This is a genomic window from Clostridium fermenticellae (assembly GCF_003600355.1).
GTDB lineage: Bacteria > Bacillota > Clostridia > Clostridiales > Clostridiaceae > Clostridium_AV > Clostridium_AV fermenticellae.
The window spans coordinates 1,138,930-1,165,585 of the sequence record NZ_CP032416.1 but is presented as its reverse complement, the minus strand read 5'-3'; the positions used below and the strand labels follow the sequence as shown (position 1 = coordinate 1,165,585).

The window sequence follows — 26,656 nt, the reverse complement described above, 5'->3', positions numbered from 1 at the left end:
TTACACCCCTTCCAGGTCATTTTTAGATTTTAAATAACTTCTCCTCAGTTGGCCACAAGCAGCATTAATGTCTGAACCCATTTCTCTTCTAATCGTTGTTTCTATACCATTTTTTTCTAAAATATCATAAAATCTTTTAACATTGCTTAAGGATGATTTTTCATAGTTTCTCTCTCTCACTTTATTTATAGGTATTAAATTAACATGACACAGCATACCTTTAAGTAATTTAATTAATTCGTAAGCACATTCATCCATATCATTTAAATCCTTTATAAGTGCATATTCAAAACTTATCCTTCTGTTAGTTTTTTTTATGTAATACTTACATGCATCAATAATTTCACTTATAGAATATTCATTCGCTATAGGCATTGTAAGTTTCCTAAGTTTATCATTCGGTGCATGAAGTGATATCGCAAGTGTTAACTGATATTCTTTATCAGCAAGATCTAAAATTTTGGGCACCAATCCACATGTTGATAAAGTTATATGTCGTTGTCCTATATTAAATGTATAATTTGAATTGACCATATCCAAAAATTTTAACACATTTATATAGTTATCTAACGGTTCCCCGCTTCCCATCAATACTACATTTGATATTCTATCTTTAATTTTATATTGTGCATTCAATATCTGAGCTAATATTTCGCCTGTACTTAAATTTCTTATTCTTCCTCCCAGTGTAGAGGCACAAAACTTACAACCCATTCTACAGCCAACTTGAGTAGAAACACATATAGAATTTCCATATTTATATTTCATGACAACACATTCTATTACATTTCCATCCCTAAATTCATATAGAAATTTAACTGTATCATTAGTTTTTGAGGTATACATCTCGACAATTTTAGGTATATCTATATAAAATGAATTAGTTAATTTTTCTTTAGTTGATTTAGGAAGATTTTTCATGCCGTTAAAATCCCATATATTCTGCTTATAGATCCAATCCACTATTTGCTTTGCTCTAAATTTGCTTTCTTTATTCTGCTCCATCCATTCCTTTAACTCATTCATATCAAAATCCAAAATATTATACATAACCACACCTACCTACGTCTTATCATCTTGGCAATAAAGAAACCATCCATAAATTCATCTGGCAAAATAGTTATAAATCCTTCTCTATGATATATAATATTGGTTAACTTTCCAACATAAAAAGGCTCGATTTCAAAGTTAGCATGTTTTTTTATAAACCATTTTATGTTGTCCTCATTCTCCTGCCTATTAAGCGTACATGTAGAATATATAAGTTTTCCACCAGGTTTTACATATTTTGCAGCATTTGAAATAATTCCTTTTTGAATCCTTACAATACTTTTTAAGGATTCATTATTTTTAGTCCATTTAATTTCAGGTTTTTTAGATATTATACCAAATCCTGAACAAGGTACATCAACAAGTACTCTGTCACCAAACTTTTCATAATCTGGATTGTATTTTGCTGCATCAGCCTCAATACATTTTACATCTGTTATACCAAGTCTTTTAAGATTTTGTCTTATTAAAGACAGCTTATTTGCATGAATGTCAAATGCAAATATACTACCTGTATTTTTCATAAGCTCAGCTATATGCGAAGTTTTTGTACCAGGTGCACTGCATAAGTCGAGTACAGTCATATTCTCTTCTAAATCCATAGATGGTGCTACAAGCATTGCACTCTCATCTTGTACTGTTATAAAACCATCTTTAAATAGAAGATTATCCTCTATATTTTTCCCTTTACTTATTACAATGGCTTCAGGACATATTTTTCCCTCTCTAATTGAATATCCATTTTTTGTAAGGCTTTCATACACTTTATCATATTCTGTTTTTAAATCATTAACTCTAACAGTCACAGACGGTGTTTTATTTAGTCCAGCTAATATATTTTCAGTAGTTTCAAAACCATATTGATTCAGGAACATTTTTACAAGCCAGGGTGAAAACGAGTATTTAAACGCTAATTCAAAATCTGGTGAATCATAATTATAATCGGTTTTCATATTTCTTATATAATTTCTGAGAACTGCATTTACAAACTTTGCATTCCTAATCGCTTTTTTCTTTGTAAGTTCAACTGCTTCATTTACCACAGCGAAAGACGGAATCTTATCCAAATATCTTATTTGGTATATAGATATCCTTAGTATATTTAAAACATCAATATTTACCTTTTGAAGTCCACTTTTAATATAATTCTTTAATATAGTATCTATTGTATATTTATACTTTATAGTTCCATACACAATTTCAGTAATTAGAGCCTTATCTCTATCATCTATGTCTTTATAATTGAGTTCTTTTTTTAACTCTATATTTGAATAGGCTCCTTCATTAAGCACTCTCCTCAGTACATTCACTGCTATATTTCTAGCATTATTCATCACTTTACCTCTTCTTAAAATATAAATTTATTAGTCATCTCTTCTGCTTAATACTATTAATCTAATAAGTTGTGCTATCGATGTTAACGCAGCTGCTACATAAGTCATGGCTGCAGCAGACAAGACTTTCTTTGCGCCTCTAACTTCATCACCATATAAAATACCTCTACTGCTCAATATTTTAAGTGCCCTGCTTGAAGCGTTAAACTCAACAGGAAGAGTTACAATTTGGAAAATAACAACTGCTGTAAAAAGTAATATCCCGGCACTTATAAGTCCCCTAAATCCAAGTATTATTCCAGCTATAAAAAGTATCCATGAAAAATTTGAACTAAAATTTACAACAGGTACTATAGTATTTCTAATAATTAGAGGTGCATAATGTCTCTTGTGTTGTATAGCATGACCTGTTTCATGTGCTGCAACTCCAATAGATGCGACGGAATTACCATAGAAAACATCCTCAGAAAGCCTCATAACCTGTTTCGATGGATCATAATGATCTGTAAGTTTTCCTGGTATCACTTCTACAGGTACATAGTTAAGACCACTGTTATCCAAAAGCATTCTAGCTACCTGAGCACCAGTGTATCCATTCATGCTTCTATAATTAGAATACTTATTAAAAGTAGAAGACACTTTGTACTGAGCCCATGCAGATATTATTAAAGCTGGTATCAATATAATAAATGTACTATCAAAATAAAACATAAAAAATACACCTCCTCATCTATAATAGAGTTATTATCCAAGTATAACATTACACTTTATTTCATGTCCTCTTATATAATCACTAACCTTCATTGCCTTACGTCCAGGAAACTGTATTACCTTTAAAAGCAAAATTCCTTGCTTACAGGCAACTTTTATACCACAACTTGCAATATCTACTATATATCCAGGCTCATACTGTTTTGAAGTTTCATCCAAGATTTCAGCCTCATAAATTTTCATATTTTGACCATCGTATTCAGTATATGCAACCGGCCATGGATTTAAACCCCTAATAAAATCCTTTATCTCACGGCTAGTTGAATTCCAATTTATTTTTGCCATTTTTTTATCAAGCATTGAAGCATACCCTGTTGTAGTCTCTCCTTGTTTTTTTCTTGTAATCCTTCCCTCTAAAATACCATTTAATGTTTTTATAAGCAAGTCCGCTCCATCCAGCATCAGCAAATCATGAAGTTCTCCCGCAGTCATGTTATTACTTATTTCCATCTTACTTTGGAGAAGCATATCTCCTGTATCCAATCCTACATCCATCATCATCGTGGTATTTCCAGTTTCTTTCTCCCCATTTATAACAGCCCAGTTTATTGGTGCCGCTCCTCTATACTTAGGTAAAATAGAAGCATGCAAATTGATACATCCATACTTAGGTATATCAAGCACTTCTTTGGTAAGTATCTGACCATACGCCACCACCACAATAAAATCAGGAGCCATATCTTTCAATTTTTCTATTGCTTCTGCATCTGTCTTGAGCCTTAAAGGCTGATATACTGGTATACTACTGTCAAGCGCAATTTCCTTTACTTTGGACATGGTCATTTTTTTTCCTCTTCCTTTAGGTTTATCAGGTTGAGTGTATACCCCAGTTACATTAAAACTTTCTATAAGCTTATTAAGTGATGGGACTGCAAATTCTGGTGTTCCCATAAACACTACACTTATATTACTATTTTTCATTCTTATCAACTGCCTTATCTATAAATAATATTCCATCCAAATGATCTATTTCATGACACAAGGCCCTTGCTAGCAATCCTTCAGCTTCTATAATTATATCTTCTCCATCCTCATTTAAGGCTTTAACCTTAACTTTATATGGCCTATTAACCTCCTTTGATTCTCCTGGAATACTTAAACACCCTTCCTCATCGACTTGATTTCCATCATAAGACATTATTGAAGGATTTATAAGTCTAATTATTCCATCCCCTACATCAATTACAATCATTCTTTTAAGTATTCCAACTTGAGGTGCTGCAAGACCTACACCATCTGAATCATACATAGTTTCCTGCATATCATCAAGTAAAGTTATAATTCTATCATCTATCTTATCTACCTTTCTACTTTTTTTCCTCAGAATTTCGTCTCCATACTTTCTTATATTTCTTAATGCCATAACTTAACCTCCTAATAACATTCTAATAAAATCTAGTTTATTATATAAATACTTTACAATAATTATAATACCATATAATTAAAGCAAATTATTTGGATGAGCGTCAATACTTATCCTGATATCATCCGACACATTTTTCATTGTATTATAAACAATATCTTTTATCTCCTTAATAAATTCAATATTCATTACACCTTTTATAAATATTTGCCATCTAAATAATTCTTTTATCTTAGAAATCTGACACGGACATGGTCCTAACATATTTATTTTATCATGTTTTTCTAATTTATTTTTCAATACCACACCAACATTTTGTATATTTTTTATTAACATATTTTCATTTTTAGAACTCATATTTATTAAAAGAATATCTGTAAATGGTGGATATTCCATAGATTTTCTAATTCCAATCTCTTCTTTAAAAAAACCAATATAATCATTTTTCGCAGCATACACTATACTATAATTATCAGGATTGTATGTTTGAATAATAACTTCACCATTTTTTTTACCTCTTCCTGATCTTCCCGATACTTGTGTAATAAGTTGAAACGTTCTTTCCGCAGATCTAAAGTCTGGCAAATTTAGTGAAACATCTGCTGCAATAACTCCAACCAGTGTCACATTTTTAAAATCCAAACCCTTTGCAATCATCTGAGTACCAATAAGTATATCTGCTTTTCCATTCTTAAAATCATTATATATTTGTTCATAAGAATTTTTTGTTCGTGTAGTATCAAAATCCATTCTTAGAGTCACAGCTTGAGGAAAAACCTTTTTAATTTCTTCTTCCACTTTTTCAGTTCCCACACCAAAAAATTTAACATATCTGCTGCCACATTTGGGGCATATTCTAGGCAGATTTCGACTTGTACCACAGTAATGACATATAAGTTTTCTCTTATCACTATGATATGTAAGCGAAATATCACAATGTTCACATTTAAAAACATACCCACATTTTCTACATGATACAAAAGTTGAAAAACCTCGTCTATTTAGAAACAAAATTATTTGCTCTTTCTGTTCAAGCCTATCTTCTATACTGTTATAAAGTTCTCTGCTAAAAATAGATTTGTTGGAGGCCATTAACTCCTCTCTCATATCAACTATTTTTATCTTTGGCATAAGGGCTCCATCCACCCTGTTTTTTATAGTTATAAGCTCAATGTTTCCTTTTATACAATTATAATAAGTTTCTATTGATGGTGTTGCAGAACCAAGTATCAATTTACAGCCCTTAAAATCAGACTGAAGTTTTCCTATCTCTCTTGCATTGTATTTTGGGTTACTATCCGATTTGTAACTTTCCTCATGTTCCTCATCAATTACTATAAGTCCAAGATTTCTAAATGGAAGAAATATTGCAGATCTCGCCCCAATTGCAAGTTTAACTTTTCCTTCTTTCACCCTTAGCCACTCATCATACCTTTCACCATCAGAGAGTTTACTGTGGAATACACTTATATTATTTCCAAACCTCCCTTTAAACCTTTCAACCATTTGCGGTGTCAGTGCTATTTCTGGAACTAATATAATAGATTCTTTATTTTGCTTTATCATTTCACTTACAAGGTGCATATATATTTCAGTTTTTCCACTGCCAGTTACTCCGTGTATTAAAAATACTTTCTTATCAGAATTTAATATTTCTTCAATTGATGACTTCTGCTCAAAATTAAGTTCTTTAACTGCATATTTTTTGTACTTTCTTTTATCATATCTACTTACAATCTTTTCTTTATTTATAAGATATCCATGTTTTATCAGCGTATTAATTGAAGACAATGACAAATTAAAATTGCTTGATAAATAACTTTTACTATATATCCCATTATTATTTCTAACAACCTCATATATCATTTTATAATTATCCTTTAGAAATTTCCCATCGAGTTCCTGTGCGACGCATATTACGTTTTCTTTTTTATTCTTCATACCTTTAAATGTTCCGGCAGGTAGAAAAGGTTTTATGCACTCTAAATAAGTACTTAAATATTTTTTTCTCATTTCCTCTATTATTAGTAAATCATTTTTATCAAACAGAGGAAAAGGCTCACAAATTTCCTTTAAATCTTTTATTTTGTTTTCTCCGTCATACTCATTATAAAATCTAACTATAAAAGCATCTATAAGCTTATTTGATCTGCCAAATGGAACCTTTACTCTATATCCTATATCAATTTGTTCTAAAAAAGCCTCTGGAATTCTATATGTAAATATCCTATCCAGTTGCACAGAGAGATTGTTAATTATAACGCCAACATATTTATTCACTTAATCACCTTTTTAAATCCATTAAATTTATAATTCTTTCTTAACATATACTAACTCCCACCTAAAATAAAGCGGGAGTTAGTATAATAATATAAAGTTATCTAGCATTTATCAAATCAAATAATTTCCTAGCGACCTGTCTCTTAGGCATTTTCTCCATAGGAATAATTCTGCCATCTCTACACAAAATAGTAGTCCTATTATTATCCGATGCAAAACCTGAATCCGGTGCAGTTATATCATTTGCGACTATAAAGTCTAAGTTTTTATTTTCAAGTTTTTTCTTTGCATTTTCAAGCAAATCATTACTCTCGGCTGCAAATCCTACAAGCACTTGATCAGTTTTAATGCTTCCAAGTTTTTTTAATATATCATTGTCCTGAGTTAAAACCAGATCAAGATCGTTTCCAGATTTCTTTATCTTCTTATCAGAGTAATTTTTAGGTTTATAGTCTGCCACTGCTGCTGCTTTTACGACTATATCCTGTTTGTTAAAATTACCCAAAACAACATTTAGCATATCTTCATTCGTCTTAGCATATACTGATTCTACTCCAATAGGCGGCTTAATATATGTATTTCCACATACAAGTGTAACCTCTGCTCCCCTATCTCTTGCCTCTTCTGCAATAGCATATCCCATTTTTCCCGAAGATCTATTCGTAATATATCTAACAGGATCTAAGGCCGCCATCGTTGGACCAGCTGTAACCAGCACTTTTTTACCTTTTAAATCTTTTTTATCATATAAAATACTCTGAATAACCTGAACTATTTTTTCCACATCTGCTAGTTTACCTGTTCCATAATCACCACATGCGAGCCTTCCACTGAATGGTTCTATAAACTCATATCCAAAATCCTTTAATTTGCCTATATTATGTTGAACTATAGCATTATTATACATATTAGTATTCATAGCTGGTGCAAAAATCACCTTTGCCTGAGTTGCCATAATTGTAGTAGATAATAAATCATCCGCTATACCATTTGCAACTTTTCCTATTATATTAGCAGTAGCTGGTGCTATAAGCATTAAATCTGCTTTTTTAGCAAGAGAAATGTGTTTTATTTCCCATGCTCTAGGTTCAGTAAACATATCACAATTAACTATATTCTGACTCAATGTTTGAAAACTTAAAGGAGTCACAAATTTTGATGCAGATTCAGTCATAATTACATCTATATTAAAACTTTCTTTTTTTAATCTACTTATTATATCCAATGCTTTATACGCAGCAATACCACCAGTTACTCCTATTACAATATTTCCTTTAGATGACATAATTACTTTATACCCTCCTTGACTGTCTTATAAGTAATTGCACCTTTATAGATTTCATTAATTGCTATAGTAACAGGTTTAGTAGAATCAACACTTACGAGAGGTTCAGATCCCTGTATAAGTTGTCTTGCTCTTTTAGCAGTCATTGTAATCAATGTATACCTATTGTCAACCAATTTTAACAAATCCACTACAGATGGATTAATCATATCATCATTCATCAATAATTTCCTCCTCTAAATCCAGTATTTTGCCTTTTCTTCTATCTGCACGACACTGTTCAGCTATTATAATACTCTGTATTCTCTTAACTGCCATATCAACAGTATCATTTACAACAACATAATTGTATCTAGATATATACTTTATTTCCTCATATGCCGATCTAAACCTCAGCATCAAAGACTGCGGAGTTTCAGTTCCTCTGTTGCTTATTCGTTTTCTTAGTTCATCCATTGATGGTGGAATTACAAATATAAATACTCCATCTGGACAAGTTTTCTTAACTTTTAATGCACCTTGAATATCTATTTCTAAAATAACATTGATCCCATTTTTAATGCAATCAAGTACTTTTGACTTAGGTGTTCCATAATAATTTCCATATACCTCAGCATACTCAATAAAATCATCATTCTCTATTTTAGTCTTAAATTCTTCCTTAGTTAAAAAATAATAATTTACGCCATCCACCTCTCCTTGTCTTGGCTGTCTTGTCGTAGCAGAAACTGAGATAAGAAAATCACCTTTTCCAACTAAAGATTTACATATAGTCCCCTTACCTGTGCCTGATGGTCCGGATATAACTATTAAGAGTCCTTTCTTTTCATCCATTATTCCTCTGCCTCTCCGGGCTCTACTTCCTCATCTTCACCCTTTGAAGATAATCTATGCGCTACCGTTTCAGGTTGAACTGCAGAAAGTATTACATGATCACTGTCTGTAATTATAACTGCTCTTGTTCTTCTGCCATATGTAGCATCTATTAGCATACCTCTGTCCCTTGCCTCTTGAATTATTCTTTTTATAGGGGCAGATTCAGGACTTACTATAGCTACAAGCCTATTTGCTGAAACTATATTTCCAAACCCTATATTTATTAATTTTATATTCATATGTTTCCTCCTAATTTTATTCAATGTTTTGTATTTGTTCTCTAATTTTTTCTATTTCATTTTTTATGGTTAAAGCATAATTAGTTATATCTAAATTATTAGCTTTTGATGCAATTGTATTTGTTTCTCTGTTCATTTCCTGAACAATAAAATCTAACTTTCTTCCTATTGGTTCATCATGTTCTAAAGTCTCCTTAAGCTGTATTATATGACTTTTCATTCTAACTATTTCTTCATCAATACATGCCTTATCTGCAAAAATAGTAACCTCTGTCATAACTCTATTTTCATCTATACTATAATCGCCTAATAACTCTTCTAACTTTTTCTTCAATTTATCTCTATACTCTTCAACCACAACAGGTGATTTAATTTCTATTTTATTTACTAAATCTTTAATCGCATCACATTTACATAATATATTCTGTTTTAACTTAATGCCTTCTTTTTCTCTCATGGAAACCAACATATCTATAGCTTCATTTAAAGGCTCACATATGATATCATTCCACACTTCTTCTATATCTTCCTGTTCCTCCTGTACATTAACTGCATCTGGAAATTTAGTTATCAAAGCAAGAGATATTTTATCATCTATATTATATCTACATTGTATATTTCTTAAACATTCAACATAATTATCTACCAACTCTTCATTTAAGTCAACTTTAATTCCCTTTTTTCTTAAATTATTTCTATTTATAAAAACGTCTACTTTGCCTCTATGAATTTTCTTCTGTATAACCTTTCTAATTCTATCTTCAAGACATATTAAAGTCTTAGGCATCTTTATATTTATATCACAATATCTATGGTTAACTGTCTTTATTTCTATGGTAAACTCTCCTGTATCATCTGATAAATTTCCTATCCCAAAACCAGTCATACTTCTTGCCATATCATTCATCCTTCCGTGTGTAACTGTTAATTCATACTAATTATACATAAACACTAATATTAATTTCAAGTCAAATTTATGTCATGATATAAATATTGATATACTTATTTAATCCATAGTTATACCGATATTGATTATATCATAAAATGTGATGTGAAAATATTGTAAATTTCCTTAATACTTAAAGGATTATACAGATTAATCCACCATTACCTTCGTTTATAATTTTCTGAAGAGTTTTCTGTATTTTAATTTGTACATCCTCTGGCATTTTATATAATTTGTTTTGTAATCCTTCTTTTACTAAAATTTCAAGAGACTTTCCAAACATATTACTCTGCCAGATTTTAGATGGATCACTCTCAAACTGTTCTAAAAGTGATTTTACCATTTCTTCACTTTCGCGTTCTGTCCCCATTATAGGTGAAACTTCCGTTTCTATATCTGCTCTTATAAAATGAAGTGATGGTGCACTAGCTTTAAGCTTTACGCCAAATCTATTCCCCTGTTTTACTATTTGAGGTTCCTCTAACTTCATTTCTGAAAGCTGAGGAGCAACCAGACCATATCCTGTTTCTCTAACATCTGTCAGTGCCTGCGATATTTTGTCATATTCAAATTTTGCTGCATGCATTTCCTTAACAGCAGAGAGCAAATCACTTTCACCAGAAATTTTACTTTCACATATTTCGCTTAGAATATTATAAAATAAATTTTCCTTAGGCCTTAAGTTTATTCTAGCTACACCTTGCCCCATATTTATTTCACTTATATTTGACTTTCCAACGAATTCAACGTCCTTGATATTCTCCATAGACTTATTTATATCTCTTATTTTATATATATTCTTGCACATTTCCTTGACTACATCTATAAAATCTATTTTTAACCAATGCGATGACTCAAGCTTTTCTATCCATTCAGGCATATCTATATTTATTTCCTTTATAGGAAACTCTCTAAGGACTCTTTCAAAAACATTAGTTACATCTTCTTCAGTCATATTTAAAACATTCATGCACTGTACTGAAACATCATATTTTTCTTCAATTTCCTTCTTTAATGAAATTGTCTCAGGAGCATACGGATGTTCTGAATTAAGCACCACTATAAATGGCTTATTTATATCCTTAAGCTCATTTATTACCCTTTCCTCTGCTTCAACATAATCATCTCGCGGTATTTCCGTAATAGATCCATCCGTTATAACAACAAGACCTATTGTCGAATGTTCATTTATAACCTTCTTTGTTCCAATTTCAGCAGCTTCTTCAAATGGTATTTCATAATCATACCATGGAGTAGTAACCATTTTTGCATGTTCGCCATCCATATACCCTGATGCATTTTTTACAATATATCCAACACAATCAACCATCCTAACCTTAAATTTAGTATTTTCATTTAAATTTATCTCTATAGCTTCATTTGGAACAAACTTAGGCTCTGTAGTATGAATTGCCTTTCCTGATGAACTTTGAGGTAATTCATCTTTTGCCCTTTCTTTCTTATAAGCATTTTCAATTTTAGGTATAACCATAAGCTCCATAAATCTTTTTATAAACGTCGATTTTCCCGTTCTAACTGGACCAACAACACCAACATAGATGTCTCCCTGCGTCCTTTCTGCTATGTCATTATATATATCAAAGTTATCCAAGTTATTCCCCCCACTATTATAATATTAACAATATATATATATGGAGGGTCATATAAAATTATTACTCTTTCTTCCTTCTAAACTCCAACTTTATGCCCGTTCCCTCAAAGTCAAAATTATCTCTGAGTTGATTCTCTAAATACCTCTGATATGAGAAGTGAAGACACTCTGGATTATTTACAAAGAATACAAACGTAGGAGGTTTAGTACCTATCTGCGTTGCATAATAAATTTTGAGTCTTTGTGTTCCCACTATAGGTGGTTCCTTCATACTTATCGCTCTACTTATAACATCATTTAAAACTCCAGTTTTTATCCTCTTTGAATAATTATCATAAGCTCCCTTTACAGTTTCAAGTACCTTTTGGACTCTTTGTCCTGTCAATGCCGATATGAACAAGTATGGGGCATAAGACAAAAACGAAAGATTTACTTGCATCTTATTTTTAAGATTCTTCATTGTATTAGTTTCTTTTTCCACCAAATCCCACTTATTAACAATGACAATTATGGCTTTATTCATCTCGTGAGCATATCCTATTATTTTCTCATCTTGTTCAGTTACTCCATGAACAGCATCAATCATAAGTATACAAACATCAGCTCTTTCTATAGCTGCATACGTTCTTATAACACTGTATCTTTCTATTTCCTCTTTTACCTTACTTCTTCTTCTGATTCCCGCAGTATCTATTAGAATAAACTTTCCATACTCAGTCTCCAGATAACTATCAATAGCATCTCTTGTAGTTCCTGGAACACTACTCACTATAACTCTATCCTCACCTATCAATTTATTTATAAGTGACGACTTTCCAACATTCGGTTTACCTATAAATGCTATCTTTATGTACTCATCCTCTTCATCATATGAATCAGGATCCTTAAAATTTCCTACAACCTTGTCAAGCATATCGCCTAATCCTAATCCTTGAGATGCCGATATTGACACAGGCTCTCCAATTCCCAGATTATAAAATTCATATATATTATTTTCATCTTTTAAGTGATCTATTTTATTTACTACTAAAACAATCGGTTTACTGCTTTTTCTAAGCATTTGTGCAACTTCTCTATCAGAATCAGTAAGTCCTTCCTTGCCATCCACTATAAATATTATGACATCAGAAGTTTCAATAGCAATTTGGGCTTGCCTTCTCATCTGCGAAATTATAATGTCACTACTTTCAGGTTCAATACCTCCCGTATCTATTATTGTAAAATTATATTTAAGCCATTCTGCCTCAGCATATATTCTATCTCTTGTTACTCCTGGTGTATCTTGAACTATTGATATCCTTTTTCCTGCTAGTTTATTAAATAATGTTGATTTTCCAACATTAGGTCTTCCTACAACAGCTACAATAGGTTTTCCCATATTCATTCCTCCTCACAATGTTCAATTACAATATCTACTAAATCTTCTCCTGTAAAATTGCATATTAATATTTCTCTATTTAAAGCTCTAGATAAATCTTCAACTGTCATATCATCTAGAAACACTTTATTATTATCATGACTAAGTTCATAGCCTCTTCTTAACATATTATCTGGTATAATTACATATTTTCCTATTTTTTTATTTTTCAGTTGATCTATTATATCGGTTGCAGTTAGCAAACCTGCTACAGTTATATTTTTTCCAAAAAAGTTGTTTACTATTTTTTCTACCTTTATATCTATTTTATCATTTATGAATTTAATTCTATTTGCAGCTGACAATATTTCCTTATATGCAGACACCCCTGTTACCATGGTAAATGAGCCTGATAAAGGCTCTCTTATTTTATCAAGCGAACTATCAATATAATCTCTAAAAATTCTAATCATTCCTATGCCATCTTCTAATTGTTCAAATTGTCCATAAAACTCCTTATCAGGAACATCTCTTTCTGCCAAAACATAAAATTCATCTGATAACCTTACAAATGGCACCCCAACCTCCTTTATATATTTTTTTTGGATCTTTTCAACCATACTTATCTGTTTTGATGCAGAATCTTTATTGTATAATTTTAATGGATAGAGTCCGTCTCTAAATTTTGTAGTACCAACAGGCACCACTGCCAAATTAATTATACTAGGATATAAAATAAATAAATCTTCTATAGTTTTTCTCAGCTCATACCCATCATTTATTCCAGGACACAATACAACCTGACAATTCATTTTTATGCCAAACTGTGCCATCTTTTTCATTCTTTTATACACATTGCCTGCAAATCTGTTATTAGTCATCTTAATTCTAAGTTCTGGATTGGTAGTATGTACTGATATATTTATTGGACTTATTTTATACTTTATAATTCTATCTATATCATCCTCACTCATATTTGTTAAGGTTACAAAGTTTCCCTGTAAAAAAGCAAGTCTTGAATCATCATCCTTGAAATAAAGAGTTTCTCTCATCCCCTTAGGAAGTTGATCTATAAAGCAGAAAATACATTTATTGTGGCAACTCATAGGTCTATCCATAATGGGATCTTTAAATTCAACCCCTAAATCCTCATCATATTCCTTTTCTATCTCAAGTTCCCATAGTTCACCATCTTTTTTTTGAATTTCTACATCAACATACTCGTCACATATTAAAAATTTATAATCTATGATGTCCTTGACCTCTTTATCATTAATAGATATTAGAAAATCACCTATTTCAATCCCCAATTCTTCTGCTATACTTTCCGGTTTAATTGATATAATCTCATTTTTCATGTATTAAACTCCCTTTTCTTGCTTACATCTAGTAATATTACCGTAATACTAAAATTTAGTCAATCTACAGCATAAAAAAGGACATCCTTTAATAAAGCAACTGGATGTCTTTTGTTCTTTAACTATTTTATCGAATTAATAAGAAAAATTACTATTCCTGATATAAGAGCGCTTGCAGGTATGGTAACTACCCATGCAGTCACTATATCCTTTGCCACGGCCCACCTAACCGATGAAAATCTTTTAGCAGCGCCAACTCCCATTATTGCTGTTGTAATAATATGAGTTGTACTAACTGGTGCATGAAACATTGTTGCTGTGAATATTACAGCAGATGCACCCATCTCTGCAGAAAATCCATTAACAGGCGCAAGTTTTGCCATTCCACTTCCCATAGTTTTTATTATCTTTTTGCCTCCAAAACTTGTGCCAAGTGCCATAGAAACAGCACAGCATATCTTTACCCAAATAGGTATTGAAAAATGATTCAAAAAACCAGCACTTACAAGTGCCATCGTTATAATTCCCATAGATTTTTGTGCATCATTTCCACCGTGATTTAAAGCTATAAGCATACCTGAAAAAATTTGAGCCTTTGAAAAAATCTTTGTAACTTTAAAAGGAGTCGTATTTCTAAGTATAAATCTCAATATAGTCATAAATACAAAACCTATTACAAAACCTATAATCGGTGATAAAAATAACCATAATATAACTTTCCAAAAAAAAGTGGCCCAGTTTATTATGGCGAAAGAACCTTTGTAGACAATTGCCGAACCAATTAATCCTCCTATAAGTGCGTGCGATGAACTACTAGGTATTCCAAAATACCATGTAATTAAATTCCATATTATTGCACCAATCAATGCAGTTATTATAACTTCTGAAACTATATGATTAGGATCTACAATACCACTACCTATAGTTTCTGCAACTTTCACACTTGTAAATGCACCAATAAAATTCATTATAACTGACATAATCACAGCCTGACTCAAAGTTAATACCCTGGTTGAAACTGAACAAGCTATCGCATTTGCACTATCATGAAATCCATTTATAAAATCGAAAATTAACGCAATAATAATAATAACAAAAGTCAAAACTAATGTATCATGCATTTTTCATTACTACTCCTTCAATAACGTTAGCTATATCTTCACAAGCATCCAGAGTGTCTTCAAGATATTGATAAATCTCTCTCCACTTTATTACTTCAATAACCTCCATATCACTTCTAAATATATCCGTAATAGCTTTTCTAGAAACTTTATCTCCCTCTTCTTCTATCCTGTTGACTTCTATAATTTTTTTGGATATTAAAGTACTTGTTTTCATGTTTTTTAACTCTTTCATTATGGTAATTATTTCATCACAACAACTTACTATCATATCGCTTAATATTTTACCTTCTTTAGTACACTTATTTACATTTAACATGACAAACCTGCTGCCAGAAGATTCTATGTAATCAATTATATCATCCATACCTTTAGCAATTGAATAAATATCTTCTCTGTCAAAAGGAGTTATAAAAGTCTTATTTAATTGCTGAAGTATCTCATGCTGTTTCCTATCGCCTTCATGTTCGATCTCTTTAAGTTCCTTTATATTTTGTTCTGAATTTTCCAAATTATTCAAAAAATCTAACAATAATAAAGCTGCTTTATGAGCTATTTCAGCAATATCTATGAATAAGGTATAAAATTTGTCCTCTTTTGGAGTCAAACTGAACATTAAATCCCTCCTAACGTGAAAGTATACATTTTCGACCCTATAAAGTATACCATAAATTTTATTTAAATAAAATACAAAAAATCCTGAGTAAACGTTTAATGTATTAAGCTAATAATTTTTTTCACACAAAAATTTAAAATATAAAGCAGGAAATAATAAAAAAATATTGTAGAATTACAGTAATAAAATTAATACTATAATCCTACAAATTATAGATACAAAATGCTAACTTTTTACTCATTCAAATCCTTAAGTTCTCCTGTCACTGCATAAATTGTCCATTCACATACATTAGTAACATGATCACCAAGTCTTTCTAAATACTTGCACGCAAACAAAAGCTGAGTTATTTCTCTTATCTTTGATTTATCATCTGCCATTATTATAAGCATTTCGTTAAAAATACTTTTATAGAACTTATCTACATCATCATCCAATTTACATGCCCTATATGCTTCATTTATATCTTTATAAACATATGCATCAACGCATATTCTTATCATTTCAATTATTACTTGAGTTATCTTTGGTATATCTATTAAATTTTTTATATATTTCTCATTTTTTAACTGTTGTGTAATCTTAGCTATATCCACAGCATAATCAGCCATTCTCTCTATATCAGTTACTATTTTACTTGTTGCAAATATATTTCTTAAATCCTTTGCAAGTGGCTGTTCTTTTGCTATAAGCCTTATACATTTATTTTCTATCTCTTTTTGAAGGTCATCAACTAAATCATCATTTTTGATAATTTTATCTGCTAGTTCTCCATCTTGATTAACTAATGACTCCACAGACTCACGCAACTGTTTTTCGGTTATATTTCCCATTCTAATTAAATCATTATTTAATTCTTCAAGTGCAGAATCAAATCCGGTTCTCGTCATAATATATCACCTCTTTTATTTAACTTATCCAAATATTTAACTTATCCAAATATTTAACTTATCCAAATCTACCAGTTATATAATCTTCTGTTCTTTTATCAACTGGTTTATAAAATATACTTTCAGTCTTATCATATTCAATTATTTCTCCATTTAAGAAAAATGCTGTGTAATCTGAAATCCTTCCAGCTTGCTGCATATTATGTGTCACTATGATTATAGTATACTTTTTCTTCAGTTCATCCATAAGTTCTTCTATTTTGAGTGTTGATATAGGATCAAGAGCTGATGTTGGTTCATCCATAAGAAGCACATCAGGTTCTACCGCAAGTGTTCTTGCTATACACAATCTCTGCTGTTGTCCCCCCGATAGCCCTAATGCATTTTTATCTAATCTATCCTTTACCTCATCCCATAGTGCTGCATCCCTTAAACTGCTTTCTACAATTTGATCAAGCTTCTTCTTATTTCTAATACCGTGTATCTTAGAACCATAAGTCACATTATCGTATATTGACATTGGAAAAGGGTTTGCCTTCTGAAATACCATACCAATTCGCTTTCGTAACTCTATAACATCATAATTATTGTATATATTTAAACCCTCAAATAATACATCGCCATCAATTTTTACTGATTCTATTAAATCATTCATTCTATTTAGTGTTCTTAAAAAAGTTGATTTTCCACATCCAGATGGTCCTATGAGTGCTGTAACAGCATTTTTACATATATCCAAATTTATATTCTTTAATGCCTGAACCTTTCCATAATATAAATTCAGATTTTTAATTTCTAGTATACTCATTTAAATTTTACCCTCCTAATCCCTTCCAGCATATGATCTGTATATCTTTCTTCCTATAATCCTCGCAGCAATATTAAATATTAGAACCATTATTATTAAAACAGCAGAAGATTTATTTGCTATCGCAGCCGCATCCGGAACCATACCTTCTGAATTCAACTTCCATATATATACTGACAGTGTTTCTGCAGGCCTCATTAAACTAAAAGGTGATGTATTTCCAATCAAACTTACATTATTAAAATGCAATACCGGGGCGCTCATACCTGCTGTATATAAAAGTGCTGCTGCCTCTCCGAAAATTCTCCCGGCCGCCAAAATAATTCCCGTCATAATCTGAGGCAATGCTGATGGTAACACAACCTTTTGAACAGTTTGCCATGTTGTTGCTCCAAGCCCCAAACTAGCCTCTTTTACAGCTTTAGATGCTTCTCTTATTGCATTTTCACTTACCCTTGTAAGAGATGGCAAATTGAGAACTGCTATTGCAAGTGCACCTGATAATAATGTAAAACCCCATTTTGTCATATTAACAAAGATCAAAAGTCCAAATAATCCAACTACAATCGATGGAAGGGATGCCATAGTTTCCATACACAAACTTATTATGTTTAATATGATACCGCGTTTAGCATACTCTGCAAGATATATACCGGCACCAACTCCAACTGGTATTGTAATTAAAAGTGATACGGTAAGCATATAAAATGAATTGAAAAGTTGAGGTGCAATTCCTCCTCCTGCTTCACCAATCTTTGGATTTCCAAATAAGAAAGAAGGATCAAGAAAACCTCTTCCATTGAACAATATATACCCAACTAATAATATAAGCAGAATTATAACAAATGCAAAAATAAAGTAAATAACACCTGTCCATATTTTATCCTTTAACTTAACATTCATCTATTTCAATTCACCTCTTTTTTCAATAACCCTTATGAGTAAAATAAATACAAATGATATTATAAGAAGTAAAAACGCAAGAGACCACAATGCATCGTTCCAAGGTGTACCCGCTGCCGTATTTCCAATATCCATAGTTAAAACACTTGTAAGTGTTGATGTAGGACTAGTCAAACTCTTTGGAAATTTAATAGAATTACCTATAACCATTTGTACTGCAAGTGCTTCTCCAAAAGCTCTCGCAAGCCCTAGTATCACTCCAGTCAAAATACCACTTTTAGCAGCAGGTATTATTACTTTGCTTATAGTCTGCCATCTTGTGGCACCAAGCCCATAAGAAGCCTCCAGATAACTTTGTGGAACAACCTTAACTGCATCGGATGATAAACTTGCTATAGTCGGAAGTATCATAATACTAAGTACTAATATTCCTGCTAACAAACTAAATCCTATACCACCGAAATCTGCCTTTATGAATGGAAGTAAAACACTAAATCCTATCCATCCATACACAACAGATGGTATACCTATAAATAATTCCAGTGCAGGTTGTAATATTTTCTTACCAATTTTAGGCGATATATAATTCATAAATATGGCAAGTGCTATACTTACAGGGGCACTTAATATAACTGCACCTATTGAAACAAATGCCGAACCTACTATAAATATAAGCGCTCCTAATTTAGGGGGTGAACTATCCGGAACCCAGGTTAATTTAAACAGGAACTGCCAAATCGAATAACCATCTCTAGTAAAAGTTTTTATTCCATTGGACACTAAGAAAGCTATTATAGTAAGTGTAAGGACAACTATAATAAAACCGCATATCATAGCATATCCTTTACCAATATATTCATTTTTAAATTTCTTCCAAATGCTTTTGTTTGTAATACCACTTTTCATTATAAGACTCCTAATATCTATTTTTTCAGATCCGAGGATGGTATATATCCTAATTTTTCAACTAATGGCGTGTTTTCATCACTCATCATATAATCTATAAATGCTTTTGATAAATCTTTGGCCTCACCTTTAGTATACATATGTTCATAAGACCAAAATTTATATTTGCCTGAAACTATATTATCTTTATTAGCTTCAACTCCGTCTATCTCTAAAGGTTTAACATTCTTTTTTACTTCATCACTTAAATATGAGAGTGCCAGATAACTTATTGATCCTTTAGTTGATTGTATTGATTTTTCAACATTTCCGTTTGAATCTTGAACAGTTCCAAGATCTTCCTTTTCATCTTTTCCATCCATAACTGTATCTTTGAAAGTAGCTCTAGTTCCAGATGACTTTGCTCTATTTATAACATTTATCGGAAGATCTTCTCCTCCAACATCCTTCCAGTTTGTAATTTGACCTGTAAATATTTTTTGAATCTGTTCCTTTGTAAGACTATCGATTTTTACATCTTTATTTACAACAACCGCAAATCCTATAGCACATACTTTATGGTCAACAAGCTCCTTTGATTTTGTTTTATCAAGTGCTTTATCTGCAAAAATATCGGAATTTCCTATATTTACGCTTCCTTCTTCAACAAGTTTTAAACCTGTTCCACTTCCTCCTCCTTGAATGTTTATAGAAGCATCCGGATTTTTTTCACTGAACTTTTTACTTGCCTGTTCAACTAATGGCTGTAAAGCAGTCGAACCTGCTGCTGTTATTGAACCCAAAACTTCTTTCTTATTACTTTCCGAAACTGATTGATTACTGTTTTGTCCACAACCGACAAATACTCCAGAAATCATCATGATAAATAATGTTCCTACGATAAACCTAAAACTATTTTTCTTCATTATAATAACCCCTCCTAAAATACTTTCTGATCACAAGTATTATAATAAACTCTCAAGGTTAACGCATTATTATACCTATGTTAATTAAATTTAACAATACTGCACTCTGATTAATATTTTTTATAAAATAAAAATAGATACTTGCTAAAAAAGTAAGTACCTATTTACATCTTTTTTATATATATTTTGTCCTTTTTATTTTACTTTAAGGGGATTGATATAATAAATTTGCTTCCTTTTCCGGGTTTGCTTTCTACTTTTATATTTCCGTTGAACGAAATAATTATATGTTTTACTATAGCAAGTCCAAGCCCTGTTCCCCCCTGCTTCCTCGATCTTGCTTTATCAACTCTATAAAACCTTTCAAACAAGCTTCCTATATGTTCTTCTGGTATACCAACCCCGGTATCTTTTACTTCTATTACACAATTGCCATTCACAGTTTTTGTGGTAACGCTGACTTCGGCACCATTATTTGAATATTTTATAGCATTATCAACTAAGTTTATGATCATTTGTTTGAATCTATCTTTATCGCCATACAGTATTTGCCTCTTATCTCTAATAAATTCAAGTTTTATATTTTTCTTGCTTGCCAAATTTCTGACAAGATTAAAAACATCTGTTATAATATCATTCACATCTATCTTTTCATTTTTTTCTTCACGATCATTCTCTATGTGTGACAGCGTAAGTATATCATCTATCAGCCTTGTGAGCCTATTTACTTCATCGTCTATTATATCTAAAAATTTCTCCTTATTTAATTTATCATCAACATATCTCAATGTCTCAGCGAAACCTTTGATTGATGTTAACGGGGTCTTGAGTTCATGTGAAACATTTGCCACAAACTGTGACCTCATATTCTCCAATTTTTTTATATCTGTGACATCTTGAACTACTGCTACAACCCCTATTTTCTCTCTACTCGTATTTATTATATCAGCAGTTTTTATTCTCAATTCTCTTTCCTTAGGTGAAAGTATCTTAATCTCTTTATATTCATCAGAACCTTCCTTTAATATGCTTTCAAATTCGAAATCCCTTATATTGTACAATAATTTTTTGCCTATTATATCATTATCTATTCCAAAAATTTCTTTAGCATATGGATTTATCATTATAATATTAAGGTTTTTATCTACAGCTATAACACCACTATCCATACTTTTTAATATAGCTTCCAATTTATTTTGTTTATCAAATGCATCTTCAATAGTTTTTTGCAATTTTTCCGCCATATTATTAAAGGTGATACCAAGCTGGCCTATTTCATCATCAGTTACTATATTAACCCTCTCATCAAGTCTTCCAGTTGCAATTCTATCAGTTGTAACCTCTAAATCCTTAAGTGGTCTTACTATGCCACTTGATAATTTTAAAGCAAATATAATAGATACCACAACAGAAAGCAGCACTATCATTATATAATATTTTAAATAATTGCTTTCTAATCCCTTTATAATTTGAGTTGTCATAGCGCTTCTTAAAACGTATCCATTGTCAAACGCCGTTGCAAAATAAAGAGTCTTTGTTCCAATTGTTTTACTGTTTCTTATACTATAACCAGTGCCATATTTCCTTGCTTCAATAACTTCATATCTTTCATTATGATTTTCCATACTTGAAGCCTTTGCCACAGTATCACTTATAACCTTACCATTTTTATCTATAAGAGTCTCACGTATATCATCATTGTTAAAACTTTTAGTAAATAATGTACTATTATACTCATCATTGTTATTCTTAATTACATTTATTATAATCTGATTATTTACCTTAAGATTTTGTTTTATATTTTGAATATATTCATAGTTTTCAATTACAACAAACAATATTGTTACTATAATTAATGTAAAAACTAGTGTTGTGACCATTGAAATCATTAATTTTTTTTTCATTTTATTCACCCAAATCAATTTTCTTGATTAAATCTATATCCAACTCCTCTAATGGTCTCTATATATCTAGGATTTTTATCATCCTCTTCTACTTTTTGGCGTAAATGTCTTATATGAACATCTACGGTTCTAGTTTCTCCAACATATTCATATCCCCATATTTTATCAAGTAAAAAATCCCTAGTCATAACCTTTCCTCGATTTTTTATTAAAATCTCCAGTAACTCAAATTCCTTTAGAGTTAAATCCAATTTTAACCCTTTTCTAGTTATATCATGTTTTTCAAAATTAACAACTATATTACCAAAAACAAATGATTTATCTATTTTTTCAGATGATGCCCTTCTTAGCACAGCTTTAACCCTAGCTAACAATTCTCTTATTGAAAAGGGTTTTGTAATATAATCATCAGCTCCAAGTTCAAGACCAAGTACTTTATCAAATTCCTCTCCTTTTGCTGTTATCATTATTATTGATATATCCAGACTCTTTCTTATCTCTTTGCATACATCATATCCATCCATACCAGGAAGCATTAAATCTAATAATACAAGATCTGGCATTTGCTGTTTAACTATTTTTAGTGCATCTACCCCGTTATTTGATACAAGGGTTTTATATCCACTATTTTGTAAATTAAATTTTAAAAGCTCGCATATATGTTCCTCATCATCTACTATCAGTATTTTTTCTGATGACATAATACTTCCTCCCTGTAAACATTTATTTAAGAAATATAAAAGAAAACATCCTTCCATCCTGATTTTTTCTATAAGAATGTGTCTCATATTCCTTTGAACAGAAAGTGCATATATCTAAGTTTCTTATATCTTTAACATCTTCTAATTTAAGTTGATGTATAATACAATTTTGCATACTAAGGTACCTGCCATCATGTATATCAACGCCTTTATACATTGGATTATTAACGAATTTTTCTATAAGTTCATCACTTACTTCATAGCAGCACTGATGAATATGAGGTCCAATAACTGCTGCAATGTTATTACAGGTGCAGTTATATTCATTTTTCATCTTTTCAATAGTTTTATACACTATACAACTGAAAGTTCCTCTCCATCCACTATGAACTGCAGCTGAAACATGTTTTTCAGTATCATATAATAAGACCGGGACACAATCTGCAGTAAAAACTCCAATTGCTATATTTTTTTTATCGGTTATAAGTGCATCCGCTTCGTGCTTTTTTCCATCATAATTTATGATTTTATCACTATGAATTTGACTTAAAAATCCAACTTCATTCACATCAAACCATTTTTTTATATTCTGTATATTCTCCATACCAACTTCTTTTTTTCTGTCAAAGTCCAAATTATTATATGCCGTAGAAAATACCATTTCGGCCCCCTCAAAAGGTACCTTTATGAATTTATATCCATCCACCATAAAATCCTTCATAACAATTCTCCTTTATTATATGATTTAATGATATTTTAACATTTTTCAAACAACATATCACCATTATCAATATATTTTAACCGTCATACCCAGATTGGATATAAAAAATAAATGGCATACATAAAAGTATTCCATTTATTTGTGTGCAATTAAATTCTTTATTTCTTCCATAAAAGTATTTACATCTTTAAACTGTCTATACACAGAAGCAAATCTAACATACGAAATTTCATCAAGATCTTTCAAGCTTTCCATTATCATTTCACCTATATCTTTTGAACTAATTTCGGTTGTCATATTATTACTTATTCGTTTTTCTATTTTATAAGCTACATTTTCAATTTCTTTTCTGGAAACAGGTCTTTTCTGACATGCTTTTATTAATCCATTTATTATTTTATTTCTGTCAAAATACTCTCTATTCATATTTTTCTTTATTACCAGTATTGGTATATTTTCAATCTTTTCATAAGTAGTGTATCTCTTATTACATTTTAGACACTCTCTCCTTCTTCTAATTGCCATATTGTCTTCAGTAGATCTAGAATCAACTACCTTGCTTTCACTATAACCACAATAAGGGCACTTCACATCCATTCACGTCCTTCTTTTAACTCTAAATATCTCTCTATATATTATACACTGTTTGCAAAAAATTTGTAGTATTTATAATTTTAAAGTCACAATAAATTAACCATATTTATTTATTATTCAATATAAATTCTTCTCCATTGACCAATATAACATCAACACCTATTTTAGATATATTTTCCCATGGAATTTCTATATCATCATTTTTCCCAAACCACGATATCTTGCTGGATGGTATTATTATAGATACTACCTTATTTGATTCACAATCTACTTTAAAATCCTTTATAAATCCGATTTTAGTCCCCGTATTTATATCTATAACCTCCATAGCCTTCAGATTTGCTATAGAATATAAACTCTCGTTCTCTTCCATATTATCCGCCTCCTTAAAATTATAAAAATTTAATTACTTTCATCCCTACATTATATGTATATTTATATTCTTTGATGAAATAAATTTAGGCAGATAAATATGAAAACCTGAAATAAACATTTTTATATTTACTTCAGGTTAAAAATAATACATACTATAAAATAATATAATTACACATACTTCCTCATATGTCTTAATGCTGTTTTCTCCAATCTGGAAACCTGAGCTTGGGATATCCCTATTTCGTCTGCAACTTCCATTTGAGTCCTTCCGTCAAAAAATCTTAAATTTAATATAAGTTTTTCCCTATCATTCAATTTTTTCATAGCCTCCTTGATTGATATATTCTCAAGCCAGCTATCATCACCATTCTTATTATCACTTATTTGATCCATTACATATATTGCATCTCCGCCATCATGATATATAGGTTCAAATAATGATACTGGATCCTGAATAGCATCTAATGCAAAAACCACTTCCTCTCTTGGAATATCAAGTTCTTTGGCTATCTGTGATATAGTTGGTTCCTTATTGTTTTTTCCGACCAGTCGATCTCTAACCTGTAAGGCTCTATAAGCAATATCCCTCAAAGATCTGCTTACTCTTATTGAATTGTTATCCCTTAAATACCTTTTTATCTCTCCAATTATCATTGGTACAGCATAGGTCGAAAACTTAACATTTTGGCTTAAATCAAAATTGTCTATTGACTTTATAAGACCTATACATCCAACTTGAAATAAGTCATCAATATTTTCACCTCTGTTATTAAATCTCTGAATTACACTAAGTACCAACCTTAGATTTCCTTTAATAAAAACATCCCTAGCGCTTTCATCTCCATCTTTCATTTGGATTAAAAGTTTTTTCATCTCTTTTTCTTTTAAAACTGGTAGTTTTGCTGTGTTTACTCCGCAAATTTCAACTTTATTAATTGTCATAAAGTATCGCCCCTTTAGAATAGATAGCATTTAAATTGTTTCCTAAGGAGCAATTTTTTATACTAAAGACAATCCTATAACATTTTATTTATTTCTTTCTTTAGTCTTTTTATTATTCTTTTTTCAAGCCTAGAAATATATGATTGAGATATACCAAGCATATCAGCTACTTCCTTTTGAGTTTTTTCAATTTTGCCGTTTAAACCAAATCTTAAGTTTACTATTTCTTTTTCTCTGTCATTTAATTTTTTCATAGCTATGGTAAGCAGTTGCTTGTCAACTTCATCTTCAATCAAATTATAAACTACATCATTATCTGTACCTAGAATGTCCGAAAGTAATAGTTCATTTCCATCCCAATCCACATTCAATGGTTCATAAAATGATATTTCCGCTTTAACTTTACTATTTCTTCTTAGATACATAAGTATTTCATTTTCTATGCATCTTGAAGCATATGTAGCGAGTTTAATTTTCTTTTCCGGATCAAATGTATTTACTGCTTTTATGAGACCTATGGTACCAACTGAAACTAAATCTTCAACATTTACACCAGTATTTTCGAATTTCCTGGCTATGTAAACAACTAATCTTAAATTTCTTTCTATAAGTGTAGAACGTACACTTTCATCACCTGATACAAGTTTGCTTACTAAATCGTCTTCTTCTTTTTTACTAAGTGGAGGCGGCAAAACATCATTTCCCCCTATATAGTAAATATCTTTAACAAAAATTTTTAATTTTGCAAGTATTCTGTTTGCAACTATTTTTAATTTTAACATCACAGTTTACATCTCCT

At 30.9% G+C, this 26,656-nt stretch carries 28 protein-coding genes; all 28 read right to left on the bottom strand.

The window, feature by feature from the left end; translation table 11 throughout:
- The 28 genes from rlmN to sigE all read right to left on the bottom strand — a co-directional run bounded on the left by rlmN (position 1) and on the right by sigE (position 26,639).
- Positions 1 to 1,050 (bottom strand): dual-specificity RNA methyltransferase RlmN, encoded by a 1,050-nt coding sequence (gene rlmN / locus D4Z93_RS05605; protein WP_119971125.1) that lies wholly within the window; start codon positions 1,048 to 1,050, stop codon positions 1 to 3.
- An 8-nt stretch (positions 1,051 to 1,058) separates the two neighbouring features.
- Positions 1,059 to 2,384: a 16S rRNA (cytosine(967)-C(5))-methyltransferase RsmB gene (gene rsmB, locus D4Z93_RS05600; protein ID WP_119971124.1), complete on the bottom strand. Its 1,326-nt coding sequence runs from the start codon at positions 2,382 to 2,384 to the stop codon at positions 1,059 to 1,061.
- A gap of 30 nt (positions 2,385 to 2,414) precedes the next feature.
- Complete coding sequence (locus tag D4Z93_RS05595) at positions 2,415 to 3,095, bottom strand: zinc metallopeptidase (protein ID WP_119971122.1); 681 nt, start codon at positions 3,093 to 3,095, stop codon at positions 2,415 to 2,417.
- A gap of 33 nt (positions 3,096 to 3,128) precedes the next feature.
- A complete protein-coding gene (gene fmt, locus D4Z93_RS05590) occupies positions 3,129 to 4,061 on the bottom strand; it encodes a methionyl-tRNA formyltransferase (RefSeq protein WP_119974246.1) in 933 nt (310 codons plus the stop codon).
- A gap of 4 nt (positions 4,062 to 4,065) precedes the next feature.
- Positions 4,066 to 4,518, bottom strand: coding sequence for a peptide deformylase (gene def, locus D4Z93_RS05585; protein ID WP_119971120.1), 453 nt, complete (start codon positions 4,516 to 4,518; stop codon positions 4,066 to 4,068).
- A 78-nt stretch (positions 4,519 to 4,596) separates the two neighbouring features.
- On the bottom strand, positions 4,597 to 6,798 hold the full coding sequence (gene priA / locus D4Z93_RS05580; RefSeq protein WP_119971118.1) for a primosomal protein N': 2,202 nt from the start codon (positions 6,796 to 6,798) through the stop codon (positions 4,597 to 4,599).
- 97 nt (positions 6,799 to 6,895) lie between these two features.
- Positions 6,896 to 8,083 (bottom strand): bifunctional phosphopantothenoylcysteine decarboxylase/phosphopantothenate--cysteine ligase CoaBC, encoded by a 1,188-nt coding sequence (gene coaBC / locus D4Z93_RS05575; protein WP_119971116.1) that lies wholly within the window; start codon positions 8,081 to 8,083, stop codon positions 6,896 to 6,898.
- 2 nt (positions 8,084 to 8,085) lie between these two features.
- Positions 8,086 to 8,304 carry a DNA-directed RNA polymerase subunit omega gene (rpoZ, locus tag D4Z93_RS05570; RefSeq protein WP_119971114.1) on the bottom strand — a complete coding sequence of 73 codons (219 nt, stop codon included), beginning with the start codon at positions 8,302 to 8,304 and terminating at the stop codon, positions 8,086 to 8,088.
- On the bottom strand, positions 8,297 to 8,917 hold the full coding sequence (gene gmk, locus D4Z93_RS05565; RefSeq protein WP_119971112.1) for a guanylate kinase: 621 nt from the start codon (positions 8,915 to 8,917) through the stop codon (positions 8,297 to 8,299). Before gmk ends, rpoZ begins: the two co-directional genes overlap by 8 nt.
- The gene (gene remA, locus D4Z93_RS05560; protein ID WP_119971111.1) at positions 8,917 to 9,198 is read right to left on the bottom strand and encodes an extracellular matrix/biofilm regulator RemA; all 282 of its coding nucleotides are present in this window, start codon (positions 9,196 to 9,198) and stop codon (positions 8,917 to 8,919) included. The genes gmk and remA overlap by 1 nt, the downstream gene beginning before the upstream one ends.
- Before the next feature lie 16 nt (positions 9,199 to 9,214).
- The gene (locus tag D4Z93_RS05555) at positions 9,215 to 10,096 is read right to left on the bottom strand and encodes a YicC/YloC family endoribonuclease (RefSeq protein WP_119971109.1); all 882 of its coding nucleotides are present in this window, start codon (positions 10,094 to 10,096) and stop codon (positions 9,215 to 9,217) included.
- Between the two features lie 181 nt (positions 10,097 to 10,277).
- Complete coding sequence (spoIVA, locus tag D4Z93_RS05550) at positions 10,278 to 11,756, bottom strand: stage IV sporulation protein A (protein WP_119971107.1); 1,479 nt, start codon at positions 11,754 to 11,756, stop codon at positions 10,278 to 10,280.
- A gap of 61 nt (positions 11,757 to 11,817) precedes the next feature.
- Positions 11,818 to 13,134 carry a ribosome biogenesis GTPase Der gene (gene der / locus D4Z93_RS05545; RefSeq protein WP_119971105.1) on the bottom strand — a complete coding sequence of 439 codons (1,317 nt, stop codon included), beginning with the start codon at positions 13,132 to 13,134 and terminating at the stop codon, positions 11,818 to 11,820.
- 2 nt (positions 13,135 to 13,136) lie between these two features.
- Entirely contained in the window at positions 13,137 to 14,471 is a 1,335-nt protein-coding gene (locus D4Z93_RS05540) for a DUF512 domain-containing protein (RefSeq protein WP_119971103.1), read from the bottom strand.
- A gap of 122 nt (positions 14,472 to 14,593) precedes the next feature.
- Positions 14,594 to 15,592 carry an inorganic phosphate transporter gene (locus D4Z93_RS05535; RefSeq protein WP_119971101.1) on the bottom strand — a complete coding sequence of 333 codons (999 nt, stop codon included), beginning with the start codon at positions 15,590 to 15,592 and terminating at the stop codon, positions 14,594 to 14,596.
- Positions 15,585 to 16,208: a DUF47 domain-containing protein gene (locus D4Z93_RS05530; protein ID WP_119971099.1), complete on the bottom strand. Its 624-nt coding sequence runs from the start codon at positions 16,206 to 16,208 to the stop codon at positions 15,585 to 15,587. The genes D4Z93_RS05535 and D4Z93_RS05530 overlap by 8 nt, the downstream gene beginning before the upstream one ends.
- A 233-nt stretch (positions 16,209 to 16,441) precedes the next feature.
- Positions 16,442 to 17,098, bottom strand: coding sequence for a phosphate signaling complex protein PhoU (gene phoU, locus D4Z93_RS05525; protein ID WP_119971096.1), 657 nt, complete (start codon positions 17,096 to 17,098; stop codon positions 16,442 to 16,444).
- Positions 17,099 to 17,156: 58 nt separating this feature from the next.
- A complete protein-coding gene (gene pstB, locus D4Z93_RS05520) occupies positions 17,157 to 17,906 on the bottom strand; it encodes a phosphate ABC transporter ATP-binding protein PstB (protein ID WP_119971094.1) in 750 nt (249 codons plus the stop codon).
- Between the two features lie 15 nt (positions 17,907 to 17,921).
- The gene (gene pstA, locus D4Z93_RS05515; RefSeq protein ID WP_119971092.1) at positions 17,922 to 18,809 is read right to left on the bottom strand and encodes a phosphate ABC transporter permease PstA; all 888 of its coding nucleotides are present in this window, start codon (positions 18,807 to 18,809) and stop codon (positions 17,922 to 17,924) included.
- A complete protein-coding gene (gene pstC, locus D4Z93_RS05510) occupies positions 18,810 to 19,715 on the bottom strand; it encodes a phosphate ABC transporter permease subunit PstC (protein WP_119971090.1) in 906 nt (301 codons plus the stop codon).
- Positions 19,716 to 19,732: 17 nt separating this feature from the next.
- Complete coding sequence (locus D4Z93_RS05505; protein ID WP_119971088.1) at positions 19,733 to 20,620, bottom strand: phosphate ABC transporter substrate-binding protein; 888 nt, start codon at positions 20,618 to 20,620, stop codon at positions 19,733 to 19,735.
- Positions 20,621 to 20,820: 200 nt separating this feature from the next.
- On the bottom strand, positions 20,821 to 22,524 hold the full coding sequence (locus tag D4Z93_RS05500; RefSeq protein WP_119971087.1) for a sensor histidine kinase: 1,704 nt from the start codon (positions 22,522 to 22,524) through the stop codon (positions 20,821 to 20,823).
- Between the two features lie 14 nt (positions 22,525 to 22,538).
- Complete coding sequence (locus tag D4Z93_RS05495) at positions 22,539 to 23,225, bottom strand: response regulator transcription factor (RefSeq protein ID WP_119971085.1); 687 nt, start codon at positions 23,223 to 23,225, stop codon at positions 22,539 to 22,541.
- Between the two features lie 22 nt (positions 23,226 to 23,247).
- Positions 23,248 to 23,946, bottom strand: coding sequence for a peptidoglycan editing factor PgeF (pgeF, locus tag D4Z93_RS05490; RefSeq protein WP_119971083.1), 699 nt, complete (start codon positions 23,944 to 23,946; stop codon positions 23,248 to 23,250).
- Positions 23,947 to 24,081: 135 nt separating this feature from the next.
- A complete protein-coding gene (gene nrdR / locus D4Z93_RS05485; protein ID WP_119974244.1) occupies positions 24,082 to 24,537 on the bottom strand; it encodes a transcriptional regulator NrdR in 456 nt (151 codons plus the stop codon).
- Positions 24,538 to 24,646: 109 nt separating this feature from the next.
- Positions 24,647 to 24,913: a YlmC/YmxH family sporulation protein gene (locus tag D4Z93_RS05480; RefSeq protein ID WP_119971081.1), complete on the bottom strand. Its 267-nt coding sequence runs from the start codon at positions 24,911 to 24,913 to the stop codon at positions 24,647 to 24,649.
- 170 nt (positions 24,914 to 25,083) lie between these two features.
- Entirely contained in the window at positions 25,084 to 25,857 is a 774-nt protein-coding gene (gene sigG / locus D4Z93_RS05475) for an RNA polymerase sporulation sigma factor SigG (RefSeq protein WP_119971079.1), read from the bottom strand.
- Positions 25,858 to 25,931: 74 nt separating this feature from the next.
- Positions 25,932 to 26,639, bottom strand: a complete 708-nt coding sequence (gene sigE, locus D4Z93_RS05470) for an RNA polymerase sporulation sigma factor SigE (protein WP_119974243.1) — start codon at positions 26,637 to 26,639, stop codon at positions 25,932 to 25,934.
- Positions 26,640 to 26,656: the final 17 nt, after the last annotated feature.